The organism is Chitinophaga nivalis, from assembly GCF_025989125.1.
GTDB classification, from domain to species: Bacteria; Bacteroidota; Bacteroidia; order Chitinophagales; family Chitinophagaceae; genus Chitinophaga; species Chitinophaga nivalis.
In genome coordinates this window covers 1,440,316-1,462,176 of record NZ_JAPDNR010000001.1, presented here as the reverse complement: position 1 = coordinate 1,462,176, position 21,861 = coordinate 1,440,316, and the positions used below count along the sequence as shown (strand labels likewise).

Below are 21,861 nucleotides of genomic sequence, written 5' to 3'. Positions count from 1 at the left end.
AATAAAAAAGAGACAGGATAGCATGGAGCTATCCTGTCTCTTTTTATCACCGGCTTAAAACCAGCGATCCATCTATATATCCACCACTTAGTTGGATGGACCGAAATTATACCGGATCGTTACACCATATGTTCTGGGGTCTCCCAGTACAGCTGCGTATTGACCGGCATTACCGGCAGCAACCAGTAATTGTTCGAAGTAATTTTTGTTGAACAGGTTACGTCCCCATACAAATAACGATACCCCTTTTACTGCACGGAAACCAATCCGGCCATTCACCAGTACATAGCCATCTACATTCAGGTAAGGCGAAGGAGAAGGGCTGGAAGAAAATTCAGAGCGATAGTATCCATCCAATGCCAGGAAGAAACGGCCGCCCTGGCCCAGGAATTTCCCACCAGTAGAGGCTTCACCACCCAGAGAGGTCGTCCATTTGGAGATGCCCGGCAGTCTGCTGCCGGAAATATCCTTGAAGGCGCTGGGGCCGCCGGTTTCTTCCAGTGGCACCGGGGCATTGGTGAAAGACTTGTATTTGCCATCTATGTAAGCAACTGCTCCAAAGAGGGAGAATTGATTATTGAATCGGATATTACCATCCAGCTCCGCACCACGCACCTGTACTTTTTCTGCATTGGCCAGATAACCCCGGTTAACACCTAATTCCGCTGTCTGTACCTGTGTCTGGAAATCCTTGATATCTGTATTGAAAACAGACAGGTTCAGGGTAGAAGAAGCAGAAGGACTTGTTTTAATACCTACTTCATAGTGCTGTACATATTCCGGTTTGATCTCCGCCAGCTCCAGCATTGGCTTGCCGCCGGAAGTGGGCAATCCGCCCAGATTAAGTCCGATTGGTTTATAGCTGGTAGAGAAAGTCGCATAGGTATTAATGTTGCTATTGACTTTATAGGAAACCGTCAACTGCCCGGTAAGGTTGGTATTATCTGTTTTGGCATCAAATTCCTGATCGGTATACACGATGTTTTTCAACGCCAGCAATGCCGGATCTGAGGTTTGCAACCCTCCGTATGTTTTGCGGCTGAAATCCAGTTTTTTATCATCATAGTTATACCGTAATCCTGGCAGTACATGCAGTTTATCCGTGATGGCCCAATCCAGTTGTCCGAATACCGCGGCGCTGAAGGTTTTCAGCCGGGAGGTAGTGCGGATACCAAAACCATCCAGTAATCCCGGAGTTTTCCATAATGCGCTCGTGGTGCTCTGAGAGAAGCGCCATTGTGCCGGGCCGGATTCTTCGATGTGTACCGGGTCTGTTTTCAGATCCTGTCCGATCACAAATACACCGATCACGCCACTCAGTTTAGAGGAAAAGTTACCGGCATACCGTACTTCCTGTGTCCATTGCTGGTGCTTGGAAGTGGCCTGGGACAACGACAATACAGACAGTCCTGTAAAGTCACGATCGTTGGATGGATCCCAGTTCCAGTAGCGCCAGGCAGAAGTGGCCGTCAGCGTACCACCACCGATCTTCGCATCTACGTTCAGGGATACGCCGCCCTGGTCATTACCGGAACGCCAGGTCGTATTGTGATCGATCAGGCGGTCGAAAGGATTACGGCTGGGCAGCTGGTAGTTAAGGTCAGCAATGATATTATCAAACTGCCGGTAAGCAGCCCGCTGCGTTTTTACCACACCGGCGATTACCTGTGCATATCCTTCCGGACGTTGTTTGGAGGCGTCCCCGATGAGGGTAAGACTCACCCGGCTGCTCGGGGTATATAATAATTGAAAACGGCCACCGATATTATTGATATCATTCACATACCGTTGGGTAGATACATTATAAACGGTGCCATCCCGCTGGGTACCGGAGAAAGAGATCTTGCCCGCCAGCTTGCTGGCAATGGCACCGGTAACAGATGCCTTTGCCTGAATATAGCCATAGTTGCCATAACTCACTTCTGCCGTAGCACCAGGTGTAAAGGAAGGTTTACGGGTAGTGATGTTCAGGGCGCCGGCCGTGGTATTTTTACCAAACAGGGTACCCTGCGGGCCACGCAATACCTCTATCTGTTCTACATCTACAAAGTCAAAGGTAGTAGCGGCGGGACGTGCATAGTACACGCCATCCAGGTAAAATCCCACTCCCGGGTCAATGCCGTCATTGGTCAGGCCGAAGGTAGACCCAAGCCCACGGATATTAAGGGTGGTATTACGCGGATTGGAAGAGTAGAGCTGTACGCTGGGTATCAGCTCTTTCACCCGGTTTACATTAAAGGCGCCGGCATCTTCAATCAGCCCGCCCCGTACCACGGAAATGGCAATGGGCACGTTCTGTATTTTTTCATTCCGGCGGCGGGCCGTAACCGATACCTCGTTGAGGTGGCGGTTATCTATGGAGAGAATGACTTCCAGCGTGTTTTGGTTTTGTTCGGTCACTTCCACTTCACGGGTAGCAAAACCAATGGAAGTAACAGCCAGCGTAATAGGGAATGGCGCATACGTCTGTATGCTGAAATGTCCCTTATTGTCTGCAATAGCATTGTTGGTTGATCCCTTAAGGCTAATAGTAGCACCAGGTACAGGGGAGCCCTTTTCACCTTTTACAACGCCGGAAATTACTTTTTGGGCAATGGCTGCGTTGACCAGAAGGATACTCAGGAAGAGCAGGGGAAGAACTTTTTTCATGATAATTTGGAGATAGGTTGATATAAATAGTCTATATAGTCTACTTGTTTTGTAGACAAACATAATACAGAATATGCAATTTTTCACTTTTTTTTACGTTGCTGGGAAATTCGGAGGCAGGGGAGAGGCAGATAAGATAGTGCCATTGCTCATTAACATAGCGGGAATCCGCTGTTTCCATCAGGTAACAGGGGGATTATGCCAGCATCGTCTGGGAAGGTGTTGAAGATACCAAAAATAGCAGGAGCCAGTTGAATGGCATACCAACTGATAGTAGCCGGTTCATTGACAACGATAGCATGTCCACTTTTCAGGAATTCAGCCAGTTCTGCTTCTTTTCCCGGTTTTGCATGTAGTCTGATTAATAATCCACCATTCACCATAGGGTAATTTTTATGCATGAACGAACAAGTAGCTATTGATTTGTACCAAATGTGAATCACAGGAACAAACAGTCTTCCATTATTGTTCGGGCAGGCAGCCTCAAAATTACGCTTGAGACACCTCTTTCTTGTTTGGTGACTATCCATAGCCAATTCGATTATACGAGTCAATCCACGTTCACCGCTTTACAGATGCAGCCATTGGAAATATCTTTAGATCTGAAACCGATATCTGTGAACCCGATTTTACTGTAATATTCCCGTTTATCCGATGAGAGAGATATTGTAATACCTCTTGTATCAAATTACTCGTTAACCGCCATTCATTTATTTTCCACATTCAACCACCGTACCTTTTATTTTTTCACCATAAAAATTACCACATGAAAAACAAAACCCTATTCGGGGCTGTACTGAGCAGAGAAAAAATGCGAAACCTCCGCGGTGGCAGTAATAACGCACAGATACAGTGTTCCGGCAGTTGCCACAACCCCGAGGTATTCCAGGCATGTCAATTACTTTCAGCGTATTGTAGGTGCTCTCTACAAGTGGCGCCGCCCTCTTATAAATGCAGGAATTTTTTCTAAACTCCATGATCATATTATCAGGAACATCGGAATAATAAACTGTATCGTTAATATTTCTTATTCTATCGTAAAATTCTTCATTATGAAAAAACAAATGTGCTTTAAAAGGGAGCTGAATAGAAGCGAATTAAAACTTATTCAGGGCGGTGGCGCCACGTCACCTAACTGCAATAGAGGATGTAACAATGCCGTACCTTATTTTTTAAGTTGCTACAAACTTTATCCGCAATGTGTATGCAAAGGAATACTCGGACCAACATTAGGTTCCTGTCAGCCAGCATGATGGGGATAAATTTTTAAAAATAAAAGAGGGTGTCTCAAAAGCAATTTTCACCTGATTTATTCGGGTACCTTTTTCGTTTATCCAATTATCAGGCCTTCAGATTGCTTTTGATACATCCTCATGCAGCAGCTATATTAAAATATCAGGCCTTTATTCAATAATATATACTTTATCAGGGGCTGCATCGTTCCAGATAGAGCACCCGATTCCCTATATTTGTTCATAAAAAAGTATCCATTCTTTTCAAATCCTCCGTTTGAAGATAACCTTCCAAAGTACAAACCAGTACTTACCAAAAGTGAAGGTATAGGTGAATATCCCATGCCTCTTTTATTCCAGGGGATGCCATATCTGCAAATAAATATTCAGGTATATCTCCGATCTTTATACTTTATCAAAAGTATAGATTACATCTCCGGCATCTGCTATCTTTATCTTCCAAAATAAATACCAATGCTGATTGAAAAAATAACGATTGACAACCTCCCTTTTCTCGCACTGTTAATGACGGAATTATGGCCGGATAACTCCTTTCCCGAAGAACTGGAAAATTGTAAAACTATTCTGGAGCATGAAGAAAAAGAAATCTGCTACCTGATTAAAGAAAACGAAAACTACATCGCCTTTATTCATCTTGCCCTGCGATTTGATTATGTGGAAGGCACAGATGAATCTCCCGTTGCCTATATAGAAGGCATGTATGTAAAAGCAGCATATCGGCACCTGGGCATTGGTAAAAAATTAATTGACCTTGCTACGGAATGGGGGCAACAAAAAGGCAGTAAGTACTTAGCATCCGATACTGAATCAGGGAACACCGCCAGCATTTCGTTTCATCAAAAGAATGGCTTTACAGAGGCAAACCGGATCGTTTGTTTTGTAAAGAACATTTGAAAACACACGATTTAACCAGCAACTAAAACAGGTTATTTTTTAAAAAAAATCTGATCTATGGCAGACGAATCAAATGGTTACGAAAGTATAGCTACAATATATATCAAAGGCCGGGGGCAAGAAGTTAATGGTATTGGCTCATCCACTGTCCGGGCCTGGGCCCGCACCTTTAACAAGGGTAACGTGATACTGGATATTGGATGCAGCACGGGTATTCCCGTCACGAAAATATTGCTGGAGGAAGCATTAACTGCGTATGCATTGGATGCATCTCCAACCATGATTGACACCTTCCGACAGCATTTCCCCCAGGTACCTGCTGCCTGCGAATCGGTGGAGCAATCTGCTTTTTTTAACCGCTCCTTTGATGGTATTATCGCAGTAGGACTGGTTTTTCTACTCTCCGAAGAAAACCAGCGGGCGCTCATCGCTAAAATGGCAGCAGCACTAAACCCTGGCGGAAAATTGTTATTCACGGCTCCTCTCGACAAAGTAGAATGGAAGGATGTTATGACTGGGCAATTCTCCAGATCATTAGGAGGACTACAATACAGCGAGCTAATGACTGCCGCGGGATTGTCTATCATGAGCGAGTTCGAAGATGAAGGGAAGAATCATTATTTCGGCGCCAGCCGGCCGGCTTAACAGTCACTCGCAAGACACCAGGGAAGCGGGATTTAAGCATTATCTATACCCGCTATAACCTTTCAACGTTTTTAAAGCAGCTGTTTATTAATATCTTTTTAGTAAAAACATAAAGTATGAAACCACCGAAATATATAGACCGTGCGAAAGTCATTAAATGGGCCTGGTCCGGATTACAACCTTTCGGCATCATGCGTAGTGAGGACGGTACAGAAAAGGAGGAAATATATGGACTTGCTATCTGTCAATATGAAGGATCAAAAACTGTTTATCGCTTTAGTTGCAATGAAAGCTGGGAAACTATTCAAGATGGCGTTTATCCAGATGTTGAGCAAGCGGTCAGACTTTTACCAGATCAATACAAATGCGTAGCAGCGAATTGGCATTTATGGGAATCAGGTGAATAGGTCACAGCATGCTAACCTGCAACCTTTCTATCAGGAGCGGAACGCAATACCAGTCAGCTTACCAACAGCTTCAAAAAAAAAGCCTTACACATGACGGTAAGGCTTCATTAAGTCAGGCTGACAACAGTTTTATGGTAACTTCGCAACCAACAGATTTAAGTTATCAATTACAAGACGAGGCTCGTCTATCATGATATAATGCCCTGATTTTGTAGTAGTGACATGCGTAAAGTCGGTAACACCATTTTTAAATAATTCGTGCGCATTATACCAATTTTGTCTATCGATGGCCGAATGCCTGGCATCAGTTTTCATACTTGACAGCACAACCACCGGAACATTGGGCATATTAGGTAGCGCCGCCATATACGCAGCGTCTTCAATTAATTCTCTGGCTTCCTTTGTTCCTCCAAAATCGGCTCCCTTACTACTATTAAAGGCGTTATAAATCATATCCTCCACTGCCTGTTCAGGATGATTATAATTTTCATGTGAAGGATCAATGAATAATACACCGGCAACTATATCAGGATGCTTAATAGCAAAATCCCTGATAACCATCCCTCCTAAAGAATGTCCTACCAATATCACTTTTCTATCTTTAGCATATTTATTTACGACTGATGCGAGTTCAATGCTAAGTCTATTGATATCCCGTGGTGTATTATCAATGGTAGATTTACCATAGCCAGCCCGATCATAAACTACCACGTCCATTGTAGCACTAATATCCTTCACAACTTTCTTAAATTTCCATACAGAATGATCATCACCAAGCCCTGATTCAAAAACAACCAGATACTTACTATTTGACTCAATGGAATAAGTTGCCAATTTATGGGTACTTAACTGCACAACACTTTCTTTAAAGGCAACTTTTGAGGTGTCATCTTTTCTGCCGAATGTGAGAAAAAAGAGGCTTACCAGGAGCAGCATAGGATTATACATATTTTTTTACACAAATAAAATCATTATAAATCATCATTCAGATACAGGTAATGTTAAGAAATGTTCAACTTCATACCAGCTATTCCAGTAGTTCAAATTTTATAAATAAAATACGTGCAAGGGAATCATGACCTTTGCATTAGGTTTGATGGCTGTTTTCTAGTTATCATTGGCTATATTTATATAACAGGTGCGGGGAGCTACGATTCCCGTACTTCGTTGTCAAATGATTTTATATTAACTATTATGATAGATTTATCTCCTGCTGAGCAACACATTCGCTATGTCACGAATTTCCAGGACCTTGTTGCTACACCATTTGAGGGAGCAGTAAATGCGATTGGCTGGACCCGTAATCTGACAGGTGATTTCTCTGAGATTGTTAGTAAAGTAGCGCTAAGTGGCAATATAACGACGATTGAACAAGAGGAGCTGCTCGCACTTCAGCTGAGCGAACAAGGACAACTTGCCCGGGAAATGCTTTTAAATGACTGGCAGCTATTGGAAGCACATGGCGCATCGCCAGTGCTTAATGTGATTAAATACTATGACCGGGATGATACATTTTTCCCGACCGATGTTTACTCCTTTCATGTAGATCGCTCTCCCATACCAACCGATACCTTTTTATGCACCTACTATGGAGATTCCAGTGAAATATTGCCCAATGCACAAGCCAAACAGAAAATACTTATTCCGGAAATACGTGATGAGCTCAAAAAATTATATCATGGAGCAGCGGAAGGTTTTGCGTCATTCTTAAGTGAACATTTCTTTGATCTGCACTATCAGGCAACACCTGATGCACATCCAATAACGTTAGGTCTTGGTCAACTATGGCGGTTGGCGGTTGATCATCCTCAAAGTAAGGTTCCTCCTTGTATTCACCGTGCACCAAATGAAAAATCCGGCCAGCATAGGTTGTTGCTGATCTGCTGAACAGCAATCCTGCATAGCAAGACGATCCGTCTAAACACAAAAAATATTGACCTCTATACTTTGACAGCTAAGCCATATTATGTAAAAATGTACCCGTATATTTCGAAAAAAAACTCCAAGTCAAATAACCTGGAGTTTTTTTTAGTTCAAGATCGGGCAACCGGATAGGGTTCAAACTTTTTATGGAAGATTTAATAAAAGTTCATTGTTCAAGTTCGCTGTTTACCATAAAGGAGTACCAGCATTAGTCCATGCATTATAGTTATAGTCATTTTGTGCATAATGGAAGATCGTCCCCTGCAACCGGAGTGCCCAATGGCTGCCACTCAGCAGAGCCCCACTTCCATTGATAGCAGATAAAGTAATCGTATAATCATTACTTACCACTTCCGTCTCATTAAGCGTTATGTCAGGTCCTAAAATATAGGTACCCGCAGCTGGTATCGTGCCGACTCCATTATAAAGATTCGCAGTACCACTCACATCGATTTTCACGTCCCGGATGGTAGTAGCAGGATTCCACTTACAACAGTCCTTCCACTCCATTTTAATCCGCAATACCAGATATGCTGTCCAGTTATTACCACCTGTATTTTCATAGAAGGTAGCCACTTCATGTACAAACCGGCAGAGTGTATTTCCCCACAAATAAAATTCCTTTATATGACGTGAATCAACTCCACTCAGTCCCAGATCTATCTTACCCAAAGGATTGATGGTACCTAATTTCACCACTCTGGTATCGAAGGATGTAGTAATGGCAGATGGCTGTTGTTTGATTTCTTCCAGGCTATTTTCATTTGAGATAGGAATCAGGTATTTTCTACCTCCATGATACCAAATGATATCATTTCCAATCCTTACCTCACCCTTTCCATTTAATGTAAAAAGGAATTCCTGTGGGAAACCAAAATCTCTGAAATCTTTGATTTCATCTGGTAAAGCGCCGTTTTTTTGATTTTGGATAACGGTGTTTATCCTGGTAGCCAACGAGGTAAAACCTTCTTTGTCGGTTACTTTTTTATTGAATATTGTCCTGATATAACTGTTGAAACTTTCCTGTGAAGAAAAATAGAGACGACCATGCTCAACTACAGGTTCGTTTTGCTGATTATCGGCAGTTACCGGAGGAATTTCTTTTGCATCTTTACGGCATCCGCTAAACGTAAAAAAGGCAAAAAATAAGAGTATTAATTTTAAACAATAGATAGTTTTCATGTTATTTTATTTGAGGAAGAAGAAACGGGATAATTATCCGGAAGAAAAACAACTCATAAACGGGTAAACAAATAAAGGGTTATATATAGTTTTTCTTCGGCTTACAAAATATAATAGTATCAATTTCCAGTACACTGAAAATTACCTTTATACTATTACCCCCGCAAGGTATACCCTGGTACTGCATTCGTTTTGCAATACATACATCCCTGTAATTATTTTCAAAATAAGCGGAGTAAAACACGAACGCTAACAATACAAATTGATATTTTACGATAAAGGATCGTGTTATTTAAAGTACCGTTAAAAAGCAATGAAATTTACTTAAATAATTTTTGCAAGCGGTAACAATGGTTTTTAAACTTATAAACTGAATTAAGCCCTTTCTGAGATTTCGGCACTAAATAAAGCTTCAGGATAGTACAGGAAATAAGATAGTATTAATACGATGCTGTTCCGTTAAGCTATTTGGGTGGCTGTATATATTGATAGTTGCCAACATCTCTTTTACGGGCCTTTTCAAGATAACTCGCAACTACAATAAAAAGGATATTGGATTTTAACCGGTTTTAGCATGCAGGAAAGTTGCCGGTGAAGTTTGCACTTAACACCGGCAACGGCGTAGGGGTGAATGGCTGGTAATTGAGCCACTATATTCTTTAACCACGGACCATAAGAAGCATAATAAAAACAGAGATTGCTCCTTTGTCGGCCCAGGTATTACCAGGCTCCGCTCCCGTAAGCAATGGCAATATCTCCATTGCTTCCCTCGATAATAAAATTCAGCAACTTATAATTCAGCGCAAGAGGCCAAACAGGCATGTTTGGATTTTTCATTTTAAAATATGAGATTACATTGAGGGTGCGGCTCGTTAAAAGTATTCCGTTAGCAGCATCTGTTACTTCAACTATATAATTGGGGATATATTCCAAAATTACATCTTCGCCCGGCTCGGGGGTTCCTGTCGGAACCACATCCATCATATTCGTTTCAAAAGGGTCAGCATACACCACTGCACCATTTGCTGATGGGCTGTTAATTTCTACCTCTTTGAGCAGTTTTACCTTATGCATTCCGATGTTTGCATCTTCTTTGGCAAGGTAAACTTTTACTTTAACTGCTGTAGTTGTCAGGGTTCCCTGAGTAGCTCTCTTATAGCCCATTTTTAAGAAGACATTTGAACGGTTGGTAGGCTCTGCCCCAGTGTATGTGTTGGGAATCATTTCGTCGCCATTCATAATAAAATCGACCGTTTGTCCTTCCTTAAATGGCCCCGGAATTACTCGGGCAAGCGTAGTATCTTTATCATTGTTGATTATTTTATACAATCGTAATGTATCAGAAAGGTTGTTCTTCAATACATAATTATCATAATTAGGCGACATCCAATCATTTTTATAGGTATAGTACCAGTTGGTACCACTTGCGCTGCCGTAAACGACCCTTACATTCAGCGTGGTGTATTGATTAACTATTTCATCATTCCAGATCAACATAGGCGAACCTATCGGTTTGGCCAGCATAAAAGTTTCATTCCCGGCAATGGTAAAATTTGGTATAACATTCTCCGGCTCCTGGATACTGGTATCGAATTTTCCTTCATACCTGTTCAGGTTATTGCCCCGGGCCTGATAAAAACGAAACGTTCCGGTCCTTTTATCTTTAGGAATATAGTTAATACCAAATGTCTGGATCAATTCACCATTGAATGTGACCATTGGAGCAAAGTACTTACTCCAGTCTGTCATTTGTTGAAAAGAGAAGCTTATATAACGCTCCTCGTCTTCCGGTTTGCTTATCATCCGCAACTCGTCACCCAAGGCCTGGCGAAAACGCAGTTCAGTCCCGGCTTTGATGATCACATTAAATACGACTGGCTTTTGTCGCACTCCAAGATAGATGGGTGTTATCACCAAGTCTCCATTTACAGCACCATTCGCGTCCAACATAGACTTGGAAATACCTGGATTGTCAGTAGATAAAGGGCTGGTCTTTACTATTTTATATGTCACATCACCGAACCGCGCCTCATATTCATAATTAGGCGAGGAATAATCGATCTTAATACTAAACTGGATAAAATCCTGGTCGTACAGGCCGTTGTAATCTTTTGCACAGCCTGTGATCAGCAGTACGAGTAAATATATTATTAATCTTTTCATCTTAAATCTGTTTTGGGGCCTTTAAAAATTATAACTTATAGACAAAGAGTAGCTGGATCCTCTTTTGTACTTGCGGTTCACCCAGTCTTTCCCACTGTTATAGTCCATATCATCGGTATAGGGTTTAAAGTAATCCTGCTGGTCTGTAAGCCAACCCTTTATAGGGTGTTTGAATCCCATATTTCTATAAATAATAAAAGGCTGCGCCAGCAGATCGCTTATGTTGGCTTTCACCAGCATTCTGTTCTTCAGAAAGCGGGCACTCAGTTGAAGGTCTACAACATGCCTGGGAGCCAGGTATTCATCCTCAAATTCAGTGATAGAAGACCGGGTAAGCTTGCGGCCTGTAGTTCCATAATTGACGGAGGCTCCAAAACGGCCTCCTTCATAGCTAAGCGCGGCGTTGATGGAATAAGGCACGAGATCCTGCAACGGCCGGTTACGCACTGAATCTTTACCATACCCTTCTTCCTGCTGATATTCCACGTTCATTTTCATATACATGGCGTTACCTGAAACATAGATATTTTTCAACCATTTGGGAGCAGAGTTGATGAATCCGAGGGATTTACGCACGTTCAGTTCAAGCCCTTTTCCGGTAGCAGATTTCAGGTTCATAGGCCTGGCGACTAATCTGCCTGCACGCATACTGACATTCAATTCAATAGGATCCGTAAACTGCTTCACAAAACCGGTGATACTAATAATCTCGTCCGGTGATGGATACCATTCCATCCGCAAATCATAATTCTTGATATAGGTATTACGAAGGGAGTCGGTACCATAGGTTTTCATATTCTGTGCAATGTCGAAGTAAGTAGAGGAAGACAGCTCCCGGAAATCGAAGCGGGAAATGGTTTTGGAATAACTACCCCGCAGATTGAGTTTGCTGGTGAGGTTATAGATCACACTGGCCGATGGATACCAGTTGATCTCATTGTCTATACGGGAAGAGTCAATAAATCTACTGTTACCAATGTCCAATTGCACTCCGTCTGTAAAAAAACGAGAATCCTCGCGGCGCACACCTCCGGAAACATGTAGTTTGTTAAAGAAGCTAAAATCACCCTGGATGAAAGAAGATCTTATATCCAGTGATCCATTATAATAGTCTTCCACTGCATTTGGCATCTGTACGCTTAAATATCCCATATAATAATAGGAAGAGTCCAGGAATTTTTCTGGTGTAAGGAGATCCTCCAGGGATGTGGTGTTTTTATTCCCTGGCTTATTAATACCAACATTTAAAACACTTTGTGTGTAGCGGGCGTCACGGAAACTACCCTGGTAGCCAGCCTTGATCTTTTGCAAATTACCCAGTATTGTAAATGGCACTTCTACATCTGCACCATAATTCTTTTTCTTTTCGCTTAGTTTGCCCCTGAAGATATGGGAATACCCTCCATCCGTTACTCCCAGATAACCCCAGGACACGAAGGAATTATATCCATTATCATTCTCTCCGTTAATAACATCCCCCCTTATATTGCGCTCATCCAGTTGTTCCCTGGTTAAATCATTGTAATCGGCATACCAGGAAAAATTAACCCGGTCATGTAAAACCTTATGTGATCCCTCCAGACGGGTTTGCAAAACCTGCGTACGGCGTGGGTCATTGAAAAAAGTAATGTTCTTGGTTTCATTCTCTTTGCGGGACTGTTGATAATAACTGCTATTCACAAAGCGGTTATTGTACATATTCTTCCAAGTGATTTTATTGCCGCCGTTTTGCCAACCTATATTGCCCAGTACACTCACACCTGTTATAAAACTGAATCTTTTGGAGGCATAAAGCTTGGTGAAATTTTCGTCATTATTATATTGTTCGTTATCGGGATCGAGTTCAGTGTCCGAACCATAATCTTCTGTTAGCTCTTCATGACGGTAATTGGCACCGGCAACAATACCCAAACGATTTTTCTTTACCGTAATAGGAATGCCTGCGCTGATCGAATAATTCTGGGTAGGAGCACCTGTGTACCGGTAAAGATTCCAGTGGTTGGGAACCTTTGCATTCATTTGATTAGCTGCACCCAGGTTCTTAAATCTATTGGGTGGTGTATTGTAAGCATCTCCGGCAGTGATGTCGCTATACCACCGTGGATTCCAATCCCGTCCGAACCAGTAGCGTTCTTTCGCATTACCCAACTGAAAATCCGAACGGTAGCGCTTACCTCCCCAGAAGTCTTTACCCGTGCTGTTCGTATTAAAACCAGTACCGAGGCCCAGGGTCAGAAACTTCTTAGTGGGAATGGAAAGTGTGTTTACGCTAACTGAACCTCCGGCAAATTCTGCGGACATTTCCGGGATAAAGGTTTTTGCCACAACGATATTGTCAACCAGTGCTGTCGGGATCACATCGAAAGAAAAGTTCTTGCGGTTAGGTTCCGTGGAGGGCATTTCAGCTCCGTTAAGTTTTACGTTGTTATAACGTTCGCTAAGGCCGCGGATAGTAACAAATTTTCCTTCACTGATTGTTACACCCGGCATACGGCGCAATGCCTGGGCAACGTTATTATCGGCAGTTCGCCCTATCTGGACAGCCGAGACACCATCTGTCATCGATATGCTGGCTTTTTGCTGGGCATATAATGCGGCTACCCCCTCCTTTTTGGCGGATGCCTTTACCACCACACCGGCCAGTTGCCCTTTCTCTCCTTTCAGGGTAATATTGAGCAGGAAAGTTTCATTGTCTTTTACTTCAATTCTATTCACTTCTTTAGTACCATAGCCTAGATAACTAACCGCAGCCGTGTAGCTGCCTTTGGGTAAGGAAACACTGAAAGAACCATCTATGCCGGAAGTAATGCCCTTATTACCGATTCGGATGGTAGCTCCTGGCATGGGCTGCCCGTTTTCTTCATCAATGATCTTTCCGGTTACTTTGCCAGTGTTAGCAGCAGGATTCTTCTCTTCTCTTTTTACTTGTGGGAAAAGTATAATATTGCCACCTTCCAACTTGTACCCAAACTGGTACTGGCCTAGCAGATGGTTCAATACTTCCGCAAGACTTTTCTGCCGATAGGAGGCATGGGCCACTACCACTTTCTCTACCTGCTGCCGGTTGTAAATAAAAGGGGTACCGGTTTGTTTTTCAATAGCCGCTAACACAGTGGTGAGCGGCGCATTTGTCATGTCCAGACTTATTTTACCGGATGATTGAGCTTGTGCCAACAAGCCAAACAGCATACAGAAAATAGCTATTATAAATACGGACCTTCCGGCAAATGTCAATTTTGTCATATTTTTAGCGCGTTAATACACCTTCAGGTGTGTTGATATACTTTAAATGATGCGCCGGTTCGTTCTTCCAAAATTCACCGGCCGTTATCACAGTAATGCCGGAGCCTTCGTGGTTCCGGTTTTTTTTACTTTTTGGTTGTCTATGTTTCCATGTACTGCTGTTGATGCCATATTTTTAAATGATGAAATAATTGTTTACTCACAGCCCTTCCCATTCAGGTAAATACTGTCACTTTTAGTGGTATAGCTGAACCCATTGGTCAGGCTCAACTGCTGTAATATTTTCTCTAGTGGAAGATCATTAAAGATGGCCCTGTAGCGGCAACTTTTCATTTCAGGGTTGTTAAACACCAATGTTTTTCCGTAACGCCTGCCCAGCTCGGCCGCCAGGTCTTTAAAGGATATATCATTAAAGTCCATCCGGTTTTGCTGCCAGTCCATGGCTTCATAGGATTGAGTAGTGACCGCAATTGTTTTTTCCTGCACATGATAGGTAAGCAGGTGATTGGGGAGCAGTGTATCCGGTCCTTTTCCATTGGTATTTACCTGTACTTTACCAGTTGCTACCAATACGCTTTGTATTTCTTCGCCTTTATAAGCCCGCACGTTAAAGGAGGTTCCCAGTACCCTGGTATGTAAGGCCCCACTATGCACCACAAAAGGTTGACTGGCATTTTTGGTGACCTTAAAGAAAGCCTCCCCCTCCAAACGGATTTCCCGGATACTATCGGAAAAAGAAAGCGGGTATTCTATATGAGAACCTGCATTGATATATACAATGGAACTATCTGCCAGTATTATTTTTCGCTGCTGACCAGGTAATACATCTATTGATGCCCATTGTACCGGACTATGGCTGGTTGGATTGTTTTGAGAAAACCAGTAAGCATAAAGGCTGATGCCTGCAAGAACAGCGGCAGCCGCCATCCATTTTTTCCAACCGGTTTTCCGGTTGGCTGGCAAGGTATAAACCGGGGTGTTTATAGCGGGTTCAAAAGGAGGCAATGAGGGGGCTTCCCGTTTCCCCGCTTCATAATCCCTGATCTTCTGGTGGGTGCGGTGTAAAAGGCTACTGTTGTATCCCGGCTCACTGCCCGCCGTTTGCTGCCACATTTTTTTTGCTTCCTCAAATTCCTCCTTCAGTAGAGGGGCACTTTCCAGCATGCCGAAAAGTTCGTCCTTTTCGTATTCGCTTATTTCACCGCTCAGATATTTACTGGTCAGCAACCAGAACTCATTTTTATCAACCATGTTCATCCTGTATTTGTATATAGACTTAAAGAGCCTCCATATACATATCTCATTTTACAGGATAAACGGCCTATTGGCCAATGTTACCATAATATTAATTCAGGAAAAATAATAGTCTGCCGGTAAAGTGAGCAGGATAACCAAAGCAGCATTGAAAAGGGAAGGGGGTAAACGGAAAGGTCGTTTCGTAGTGTTTTAATGGCAGTTGCCAATTGGTTCTTTACCGTGCTTTCCGATATACGTAAGACCTCAGCAATAGCTTTGTAGGAAAGTCCGTCAATGCGGCTGAGTTTAAAGATAAGTTTACGTTGTACAGGGAGCCTTTCAATAAGGCCATGCAACGCTTCCGCCAGTTCTGCGGTATGTAGCTGCTGGAAGGGATCTACGGGTGAATCCTGAGGCGGGGTTTCATAATCATCCAGCGAAACGATCTTTGTCCCCACTTTCCTGAATTGGGCGGCCGTTTTGGCCCGATAGCGAATGGCGGTGAAAAAATATGATTGAAACAGGGAAATGGGCGGAAGTTCCTGCCTTCTTACCCAAAAGCTAAAAAAAACGTCCGATACAATTTCTTCCGCTGTAAAATGATCGGCTGCTATAGTTGCAGCCAATTCCACCCCCCGACGGCTGTGCCGTTCAAAAAGAGTGTTAAATGCGGGCATTTCCCCCATACGCATCCGTTCCAGCAATGTTTCATCACTGGGTTCGTAATGTTTTGGCATGACACGGTCAACAGCCATGAATACAAATTAAATTGAGCGGATACAAAATTAATCCATCCATGTTACGCTAACGTTAAGGGCTAGTTGCAGGCTTATGCTTTTGATTGGCTCGTTTAATTGGGAAGGCGCTAAATTGTGCAAAGTGATTTTTTGCGCAACATTTACATCCTGGACAGGGTTTCATCGAAACTAAAACAGGGAATCGGCTTCGAAGATTTTCACTAAGTGGAAACGTAAGTTCTATTAGCGCAATACCTGCAAACAAAAAGCACAATAGATTATTGTTAAATTGAAATATTTTAGAGAAAAGGAATATATTAGCATGATACAGTAATGCTACTGTCAGCTGTGATTTTACAGACAACAACAATGAACGACAAACGGAAAATGGCGAATATCGACTTACCACATTTTGGACAAATTGACTTGACGCAACTACAGGAATATTATTCTGCTGAGACTGCATTTAGCGGAACGATGCTTCGCCTTGACTTGAATTTTGAAAACAAGAGCATAAGCGAAGAACAAGCAGTAAATATTAAAGTATTTCTTGACAACATTCCTACCTTAGAAATTCAGAACAAATCGTCAATTGACAAAAATTTCAATGATGGCGGAGAAGCGGCTGACTATATAAACTTTTACTTAGACGAACTTGACGAAGATGAACTGGGAAATATTATTGACCACGATGACAAAGACAAATCAAAGGAACAACAACTTCTAAGCAAGTTAAAATTGATTAGGATTGGACTTTATCCTGACGGAAAATATGGCACTGACTATTACGGAGTTTTTGACTATTCAATAGATATTGATGGAGAACCGTGTGATCAGCTTTTAGTCGTTAAAACGAAGGAAAATGGTGACTTAGACCATATAACTTGGGAAAGTTGACAACAGAAACAAAAACCACATAACAACGGTATTTACTTCGAACTTACTCATTATTTGATAGCCAAATTATTATTTAAGGAAGAATTAAAATTGTGAAAATAGCTCAAACGAAAAAAGCCTTACAGTATACACTGTAAGGCTTTTTCATTAAGTCGGGATAACTGGACACAGTTCGAACCTTTTCATTGCCAATTTAATCCCAATAGAGGCATTTTATAAATCATAAAAAATGAAATCCAATAATTTAATTAAAAATTTGCTTCACACGAAGTAGAGCTAACTTGTAATTATATATGGTTTCATTTTTCGAAAAAATAATAGCAATACTCCATAAGCTCAATATCCCATATATGCTTTCAGGTAGTGTGGCGATGAGTTTATACATCGTACCAAGAGCAACAAGGGATTTTAACTTTATCATACATCTTGAATCTAAAGATATCGACCGCTTTATTGCAAATTTTGAAAATGGGTATTATTGTGATAGAGATGCCATACAAGATGCAGCTTAACTTGAGTACCTTTAATCTTTTAAAATATGACTGACACGCCTGATCATATAAAACAATTGCAGCTTAAAATCTGGCTTTCCAAGTCTCCCGGGGAAAGACTCAGAAAAATGATGGAGGATAATACAGCTTTACATACCTTTTGGAGGACTGCAAAAGAACAAAAAGGGAAAACATCTAGCCCTTCCTCTCAGCCCAATCCAAATCAATAAATGCTTTCGTTTGCGCAGCCAGTTAAAAAGTAGTAATTAGTAGCTACAATATATTTCAATTTGTTCTGGCAAAAAAAGAGAAGTACTTAAAAGGATAACAAACATTTTTACAAACAAAAAAGCCTTACAGTTTACACTGTAAGGCTTTTTCATTAAGTCGGGGCGGCAGGATTCGAACCTGCGACCTCCTGCTCCCAAAGCAGGCGCGATACCGGGCTACGCTACGCCCCGAAACCCGTACTCATCCACGTTTTTAGCTTTTGCGGATGCCCTTGTGGCGTATCCATTGCTTCAATTGTGGAGTGCAAATGTAGGAATTGTTTTGATAAAAAAACAAATTTCTGTCATTATTTTTAAAAATATCTGTTACAAAACGTCAAAACCCTTTATGGAAAAGGATTTTGACGAAAATAGATTTTCAAAAAAAAAGAGACCCCACTGGCGACGCCCTTTATCAGTCAGTATATCCGTGCCTGTTATTCCGTTACGCGCACGACTATTTTCCCTCGTGCTGTTCCTTGCTTTTGTGCCTCAAAAGCCGCTTTCATCGCTGTAAAGGGAAATACTTCTGCTACAACAGACCGGAGATGTCCGGCCGCCAGCAGCTGCGCAATGGCATCTCCGGTGCTTTCATCTGAAGCTACTGCCGTATAGCGCAGCTCCAATCCTTTGTCCCGGAAATGTTGCTGCAACTCCTGACTCAGGCCATGTGGCAGGAATAGTAATGTGCCACCCGGCAACAGGTGTTTTTCATATGCCAATGGCGACATGCGGCCACCACTATCCAATACCAGGTTTAACTGCAGGCTATCGGCTGTTTCCAGGTCAAAAGTCTGATAGTCCAGTACTTCGTGAGCACCCAGTTCCTTTACCCATTCGGCATTGGCTGCGGAAGTAATGGCAATAACATGCGCGCCCATATGCCGGGCCAGCTGCACGGCATAATGTCCGACCCCTCCGGCCGGCGCAGTAATGAGTATACGATCTCCTTTTTTCAGCGGATAATGCCAGTTGAAATTCTGCCAGGCAGTATAGGCCGCCAGCGTAGCTGCTGCCGCTTCTTCAAAGGAGAGGTGTGCCGGTTTCTTTGCAAGGTGGGTAGCCGGTGCAGCTACATATTCGGCAAATACCCGGCCATGGCCCGGAAAATGAATCATCCCGAATACTTCATCTCCCACGTTGAATTTAGTGACGTCGCTGCCAACGGCTGTTACCACGCCAGCCATATCCCATCCCAATATCAGCGGAGAAATACCTTCCAGGGCCGGCGCTGCGCTGGCACGTACGCCTGTGGAGGCGATATAGTTCTCGAATGTTTTATAATCTACCGGATTAATGCCAATTGCTTTATTACGGATCAATACTTCATGCGGTGCGATGATCGGCGCCGGTGTTTCTGATATCGTCAGGGGATGGCTGCCATCCAGTTTTTCCACTATAATTGCTTTCATATACTTCGTTGTTTATGTTGGCAAAAGTAATGGCAGTAGGGCCTGCGCCACTGGTAATCCAAAAGGGAATAACAGTAACCAGATGGGATACCCCGTTTATACGGCTGGTTTATTCCCTAATTTTACGGTATGGAAACAACACATGCACCTTTCAGTATTACGCTCACAGAATTGGAATACTGGGAAAAACGTAACCGCGGCAACAACTACTTCGAACTGGTTTATATTGTCGATGGCGAAGGAGCGCAGTGTGTCAACTATAGCCGTTCCGCTTATCGGAAAGACAGTATCTTTCTGCTGCCGGCTTCTGATTGCCATACCTATGAAATTGAGAAAAAAACCACGTTTCTGTTCATCCGTTTCACGGCCAATTATTTCGCAGGAGAACAGGATACTGCCATTGATCTGGGCAAATGGTTCTGCCGCCTCAATTTTATCCTGGGCAACTACAACCGCCTGCCGGGCGATCTGATCACCAATCCGGATGATAAAGCGCATATCATCCGGCTGCTGGATTTCCTGCGGTTTGAACAACAGCGCAGAGATGCGCATACCCACCGGATTATACAAAGCACCATGGTGATCATTCTGGAATTGATTGTCCGCAATGTAGCCGCCGCTATGCCTAACCGGCAGCTATATGAAGGCAACCGCTTCGCAGAAATGCTGCTGCATATCAATTATCACCTGCTGGATGAAGAACAGATCAGTCCTCAGTATCTGTGCCGCCAATTCAACATCGCACCTACCTATTTCAGCGAATACTTCAAACGCAACGCCCAGGAAACCTATCAGGAATTTGTGCTGCGCTCCAAGCTGAAACTAGCCGAAGCCAAAGCATTGTATACCGATATCCCTTTCAAGGAAATTGCCTATGACCTGGGGTTTACCGACAGCAGCCATCTCAATAAAATGATGAAACGTTTTTACCGGAAAGGCATGCGGGAAATCAGGAAAGCAGCAACGGCTGCCTGACACTACTGCTATCAGGGCTGTTTGGCAAAATCAACCAGCAGCTTACGCATTTCCACATAATCATCCCGCAGCTGCGGCGAACGACTGTTATCTCTTCTGTCTACTGATGTATTGGTGAGCATAAACCAGGCTGATTTGGTACCGGGATCAAAACCAATATCGCCTGCAATACCATAGTCATCACCGCCGTTGACGATATGCCCATCCGGCGTCAGGAACCAGAAAATCCCCAGCTTAAATCCGGTCGCGGTAAACTGCGGAGTAAACAGCTGGCGATAGGAATCTGCCCGCAACAACTTACCTGCTCCGGAATAACCTTTCATGATTTCATCGAGGTATCGCATCATATCTTCTCCGGAAACCCGCCAGCCACCATCAGGATAGAGGATACCACTGTAAACAGGCAACCATTGTTTTATCGGCGTAGGCATGTACAGATCTGCATACTGGCTGCTTTTACGATCATCGTAATACCAATGTGCAGTACGTAATTCCAGCGGTTCAAAGATGTTTTGCTGTACATACATGGCGTATGACATTCCGGCTTTTATTTCAATCAGATAAGCCAGCAGGGAAGTAGCCACATTAGAGTAATGATAACTTTTTCCCGGTGCTTCCGGCAGATAGGAAGCCGGTTTATACAGTCGCCGGCCGGGAATAAAATAATCTTCCAGGAAAGCATGTAATGTTTGCCCCGGCACCTTGCCCCAGGTAAACTGTTCCGGCTCTTCTTCACTCATCGTATCCTGAATGCCGGAAGTGTGGGTAGCGAGGTGTTTCACCCGGATCGGCTGTTCGGGGTAAAGAGGATTCGTGACCTTAAAAGGCAGGATATCATTGACAGGTGTTTCCATATCGAAGTAGCCTTCTTCTATCGCTTTCATGACCGCAATACCCAGTAATGTTTTGCTGATAGAGGCTACCGGCATAATGGTTTGTCCGGTGAAGGCCCGTTGCTTTTTTTCGTCGGCAAAGCCAAAGCCACGGGAATACAACAGTTTACCATTCCGCTGTACACCCAGGTATAAACCAGGCATTTCTGACCGGGCACGGATGGCGCCGGCTTTTGTCGTGAAAGCAGCTGACAGTGTATCTTTGGTCTCTTCCGGTTTGGTATCCTGGTGATCCTGTGTTTTTTTACAGCCGGTCATAATCAGGGTGGTGAGCAGCAACAGATAGCAGCTATGCAGCAGATAATCCGTCGCTCGTTGGGGTAGCATGGGTTTCGGTGTCATACAGATGTGATTTAGGTGTATAAAAATGAAGGCCAAAACTAGCCGCTATCACAAGGGGGAATCTGCTTTTTATAGGAACCTGCCGGATTACTATACTTATACCAGCTGATATCCCTTTCAAACAATATTCACTGGCTGTAAACAGCAGCTCAAAACCGTGGAAAGCGTTGATACACCTGACAAGAAAGAGATGGTTGTTTTTCCCGGTAGCACAATAGCAGGTCATACCCTCACGTTAGTAGACAATATG

Annotated in this window: 16 protein-coding genes and 1 tRNA gene; 6 read left to right on the top strand and 11 right to left on the bottom strand. The window is 43.1% G+C overall.

What is annotated here, in order from left to right:
* Positions 1–87 precede the first annotated feature (87 nt).
* Together OL444_RS06000 and OL444_RS05995 are read right to left on the bottom strand one after the other, a co-directional pair.
* Positions 88–2,649, bottom strand: a complete 2,562-nt coding sequence (locus tag OL444_RS06000; protein ID WP_264734136.1) for a TonB-dependent receptor — start codon at positions 2,647–2,649, stop codon at positions 88–90.
* Between the two features lie 152 nt (positions 2,650–2,801).
* Positions 2,802–3,179: a putative quinol monooxygenase gene (locus OL444_RS05995; RefSeq protein ID WP_264734137.1), complete on the bottom strand. Its 378-nt coding sequence runs from the start codon at positions 3,177–3,179 to the stop codon at positions 2,802–2,804.
* A 1,176-nt stretch (positions 3,180–4,355) separates the two neighbouring features.
* On the opposite strand from OL444_RS05995, the gene aac(6') reads away from it, so the two are divergent.
* From aac(6') to OL444_RS05980, 3 genes are all read left to right on the top strand, one after another.
* Complete coding sequence (gene aac(6') / locus OL444_RS05990; RefSeq protein ID WP_264734138.1) at positions 4,356–4,796, top strand: aminoglycoside 6'-N-acetyltransferase; 441 nt, start codon at positions 4,356–4,358, stop codon at positions 4,794–4,796.
* A gap of 57 nt (positions 4,797–4,853) precedes the next feature.
* The gene (locus OL444_RS05985; RefSeq protein ID WP_264734139.1) at positions 4,854–5,441 is read left to right on the top strand and encodes a class I SAM-dependent methyltransferase; all 588 of its coding nucleotides are present in this window, start codon (positions 4,854–4,856) and stop codon (positions 5,439–5,441) included.
* Positions 5,442–5,557: 116 nt separating this feature from the next.
* Positions 5,558–5,848 carry a hypothetical protein gene (locus OL444_RS05980; protein ID WP_264734140.1) on the top strand — a complete coding sequence of 97 codons (291 nt, stop codon included), beginning with the start codon at positions 5,558–5,560 and terminating at the stop codon, positions 5,846–5,848.
* Positions 5,849–5,977: 129 nt separating this feature from the next.
* Here OL444_RS05980 and OL444_RS05975 read toward each other — a convergent pair whose 3' ends face one another.
* A complete protein-coding gene (locus OL444_RS05975) occupies positions 5,978–6,784 on the bottom strand; it encodes an alpha/beta fold hydrolase (protein ID WP_264734141.1) in 807 nt (268 codons plus the stop codon).
* 258 nt (positions 6,785–7,042) lie between these two features.
* Between OL444_RS05975 and OL444_RS05970 the strand changes: the two genes are divergently transcribed.
* Positions 7,043–7,735 carry a DUF1826 domain-containing protein gene (locus OL444_RS05970; RefSeq protein WP_264734142.1) on the top strand — a complete coding sequence of 231 codons (693 nt, stop codon included), beginning with the start codon at positions 7,043–7,045 and terminating at the stop codon, positions 7,733–7,735.
* Between the two features lie 222 nt (positions 7,736–7,957).
* Here OL444_RS05970 and OL444_RS05965 read toward each other — a convergent pair whose 3' ends face one another.
* The 5 genes from OL444_RS05965 to OL444_RS05945 form a co-directional block, all read right to left on the bottom strand.
* On the bottom strand, positions 7,958–8,953 hold the full coding sequence (locus OL444_RS05965; RefSeq protein ID WP_264734143.1) for a hypothetical protein: 996 nt from the start codon (positions 8,951–8,953) through the stop codon (positions 7,958–7,960).
* 720 nt (positions 8,954–9,673) lie between these two features.
* Complete coding sequence (locus OL444_RS05960) at positions 9,674–11,116, bottom strand: hypothetical protein (protein ID WP_264734144.1); 1,443 nt, start codon at positions 11,114–11,116, stop codon at positions 9,674–9,676.
* Between the two features lie 21 nt (positions 11,117–11,137).
* Positions 11,138–14,251 (bottom strand): TonB-dependent receptor, encoded by a 3,114-nt coding sequence (locus OL444_RS05955; RefSeq protein WP_264734145.1) that lies wholly within the window; start codon positions 14,249–14,251, stop codon positions 11,138–11,140.
* A 303-nt stretch (positions 14,252–14,554) separates the two neighbouring features.
* Positions 14,555–15,610 carry a FecR family protein gene (locus OL444_RS05950; protein WP_264734146.1) on the bottom strand — a complete coding sequence of 352 codons (1,056 nt, stop codon included), beginning with the start codon at positions 15,608–15,610 and terminating at the stop codon, positions 14,555–14,557.
* A gap of 83 nt (positions 15,611–15,693) precedes the next feature.
* Positions 15,694–16,350 (bottom strand): RNA polymerase sigma factor, encoded by a 657-nt coding sequence (locus tag OL444_RS05945; RefSeq protein ID WP_264734147.1) that lies wholly within the window; start codon positions 16,348–16,350, stop codon positions 15,694–15,696.
* Between the two features lie 351 nt (positions 16,351–16,701).
* Between OL444_RS05945 and OL444_RS05940 the strand changes: the two genes are divergently transcribed.
* Positions 16,702–17,229 (top strand): DUF2004 domain-containing protein, encoded by a 528-nt coding sequence (locus tag OL444_RS05940; RefSeq protein WP_264734148.1) that lies wholly within the window; start codon positions 16,702–16,704, stop codon positions 17,227–17,229.
* Between the two features lie 878 nt (positions 17,230–18,107).
* Here the strand turns inward: OL444_RS05940 and OL444_RS05935 are convergent.
* Together OL444_RS05935 and OL444_RS05930 are read right to left on the bottom strand one after the other, a co-directional pair.
* A tRNA-Pro gene (locus tag OL444_RS05935) sits at positions 18,108–18,181 on the bottom strand.
* Positions 18,182–18,426: 245 nt separating this feature from the next.
* Positions 18,427–19,401, bottom strand: coding sequence for an NADP-dependent oxidoreductase (locus OL444_RS05930; RefSeq protein WP_264734149.1), 975 nt, complete (start codon positions 19,399–19,401; stop codon positions 18,427–18,429).
* 129 nt (positions 19,402–19,530) lie between these two features.
* Here OL444_RS05930 and OL444_RS05925 point away from each other — a divergent pair, with 129 nt between their 5' ends.
* Complete coding sequence (locus OL444_RS05925) at positions 19,531–20,376, top strand: AraC family transcriptional regulator (protein WP_264734150.1); 846 nt, start codon at positions 19,531–19,533, stop codon at positions 20,374–20,376.
* 11 nt (positions 20,377–20,387) lie between these two features.
* On the opposite strand, the gene OL444_RS05920 is transcribed toward OL444_RS05925, so the two are convergent.
* Positions 20,388–21,611 (bottom strand): serine hydrolase domain-containing protein, encoded by a 1,224-nt coding sequence (locus OL444_RS05920; RefSeq protein WP_264734151.1) that lies wholly within the window; start codon positions 21,609–21,611, stop codon positions 20,388–20,390.
* Positions 21,612–21,861: the final 250 nt, after the last annotated feature.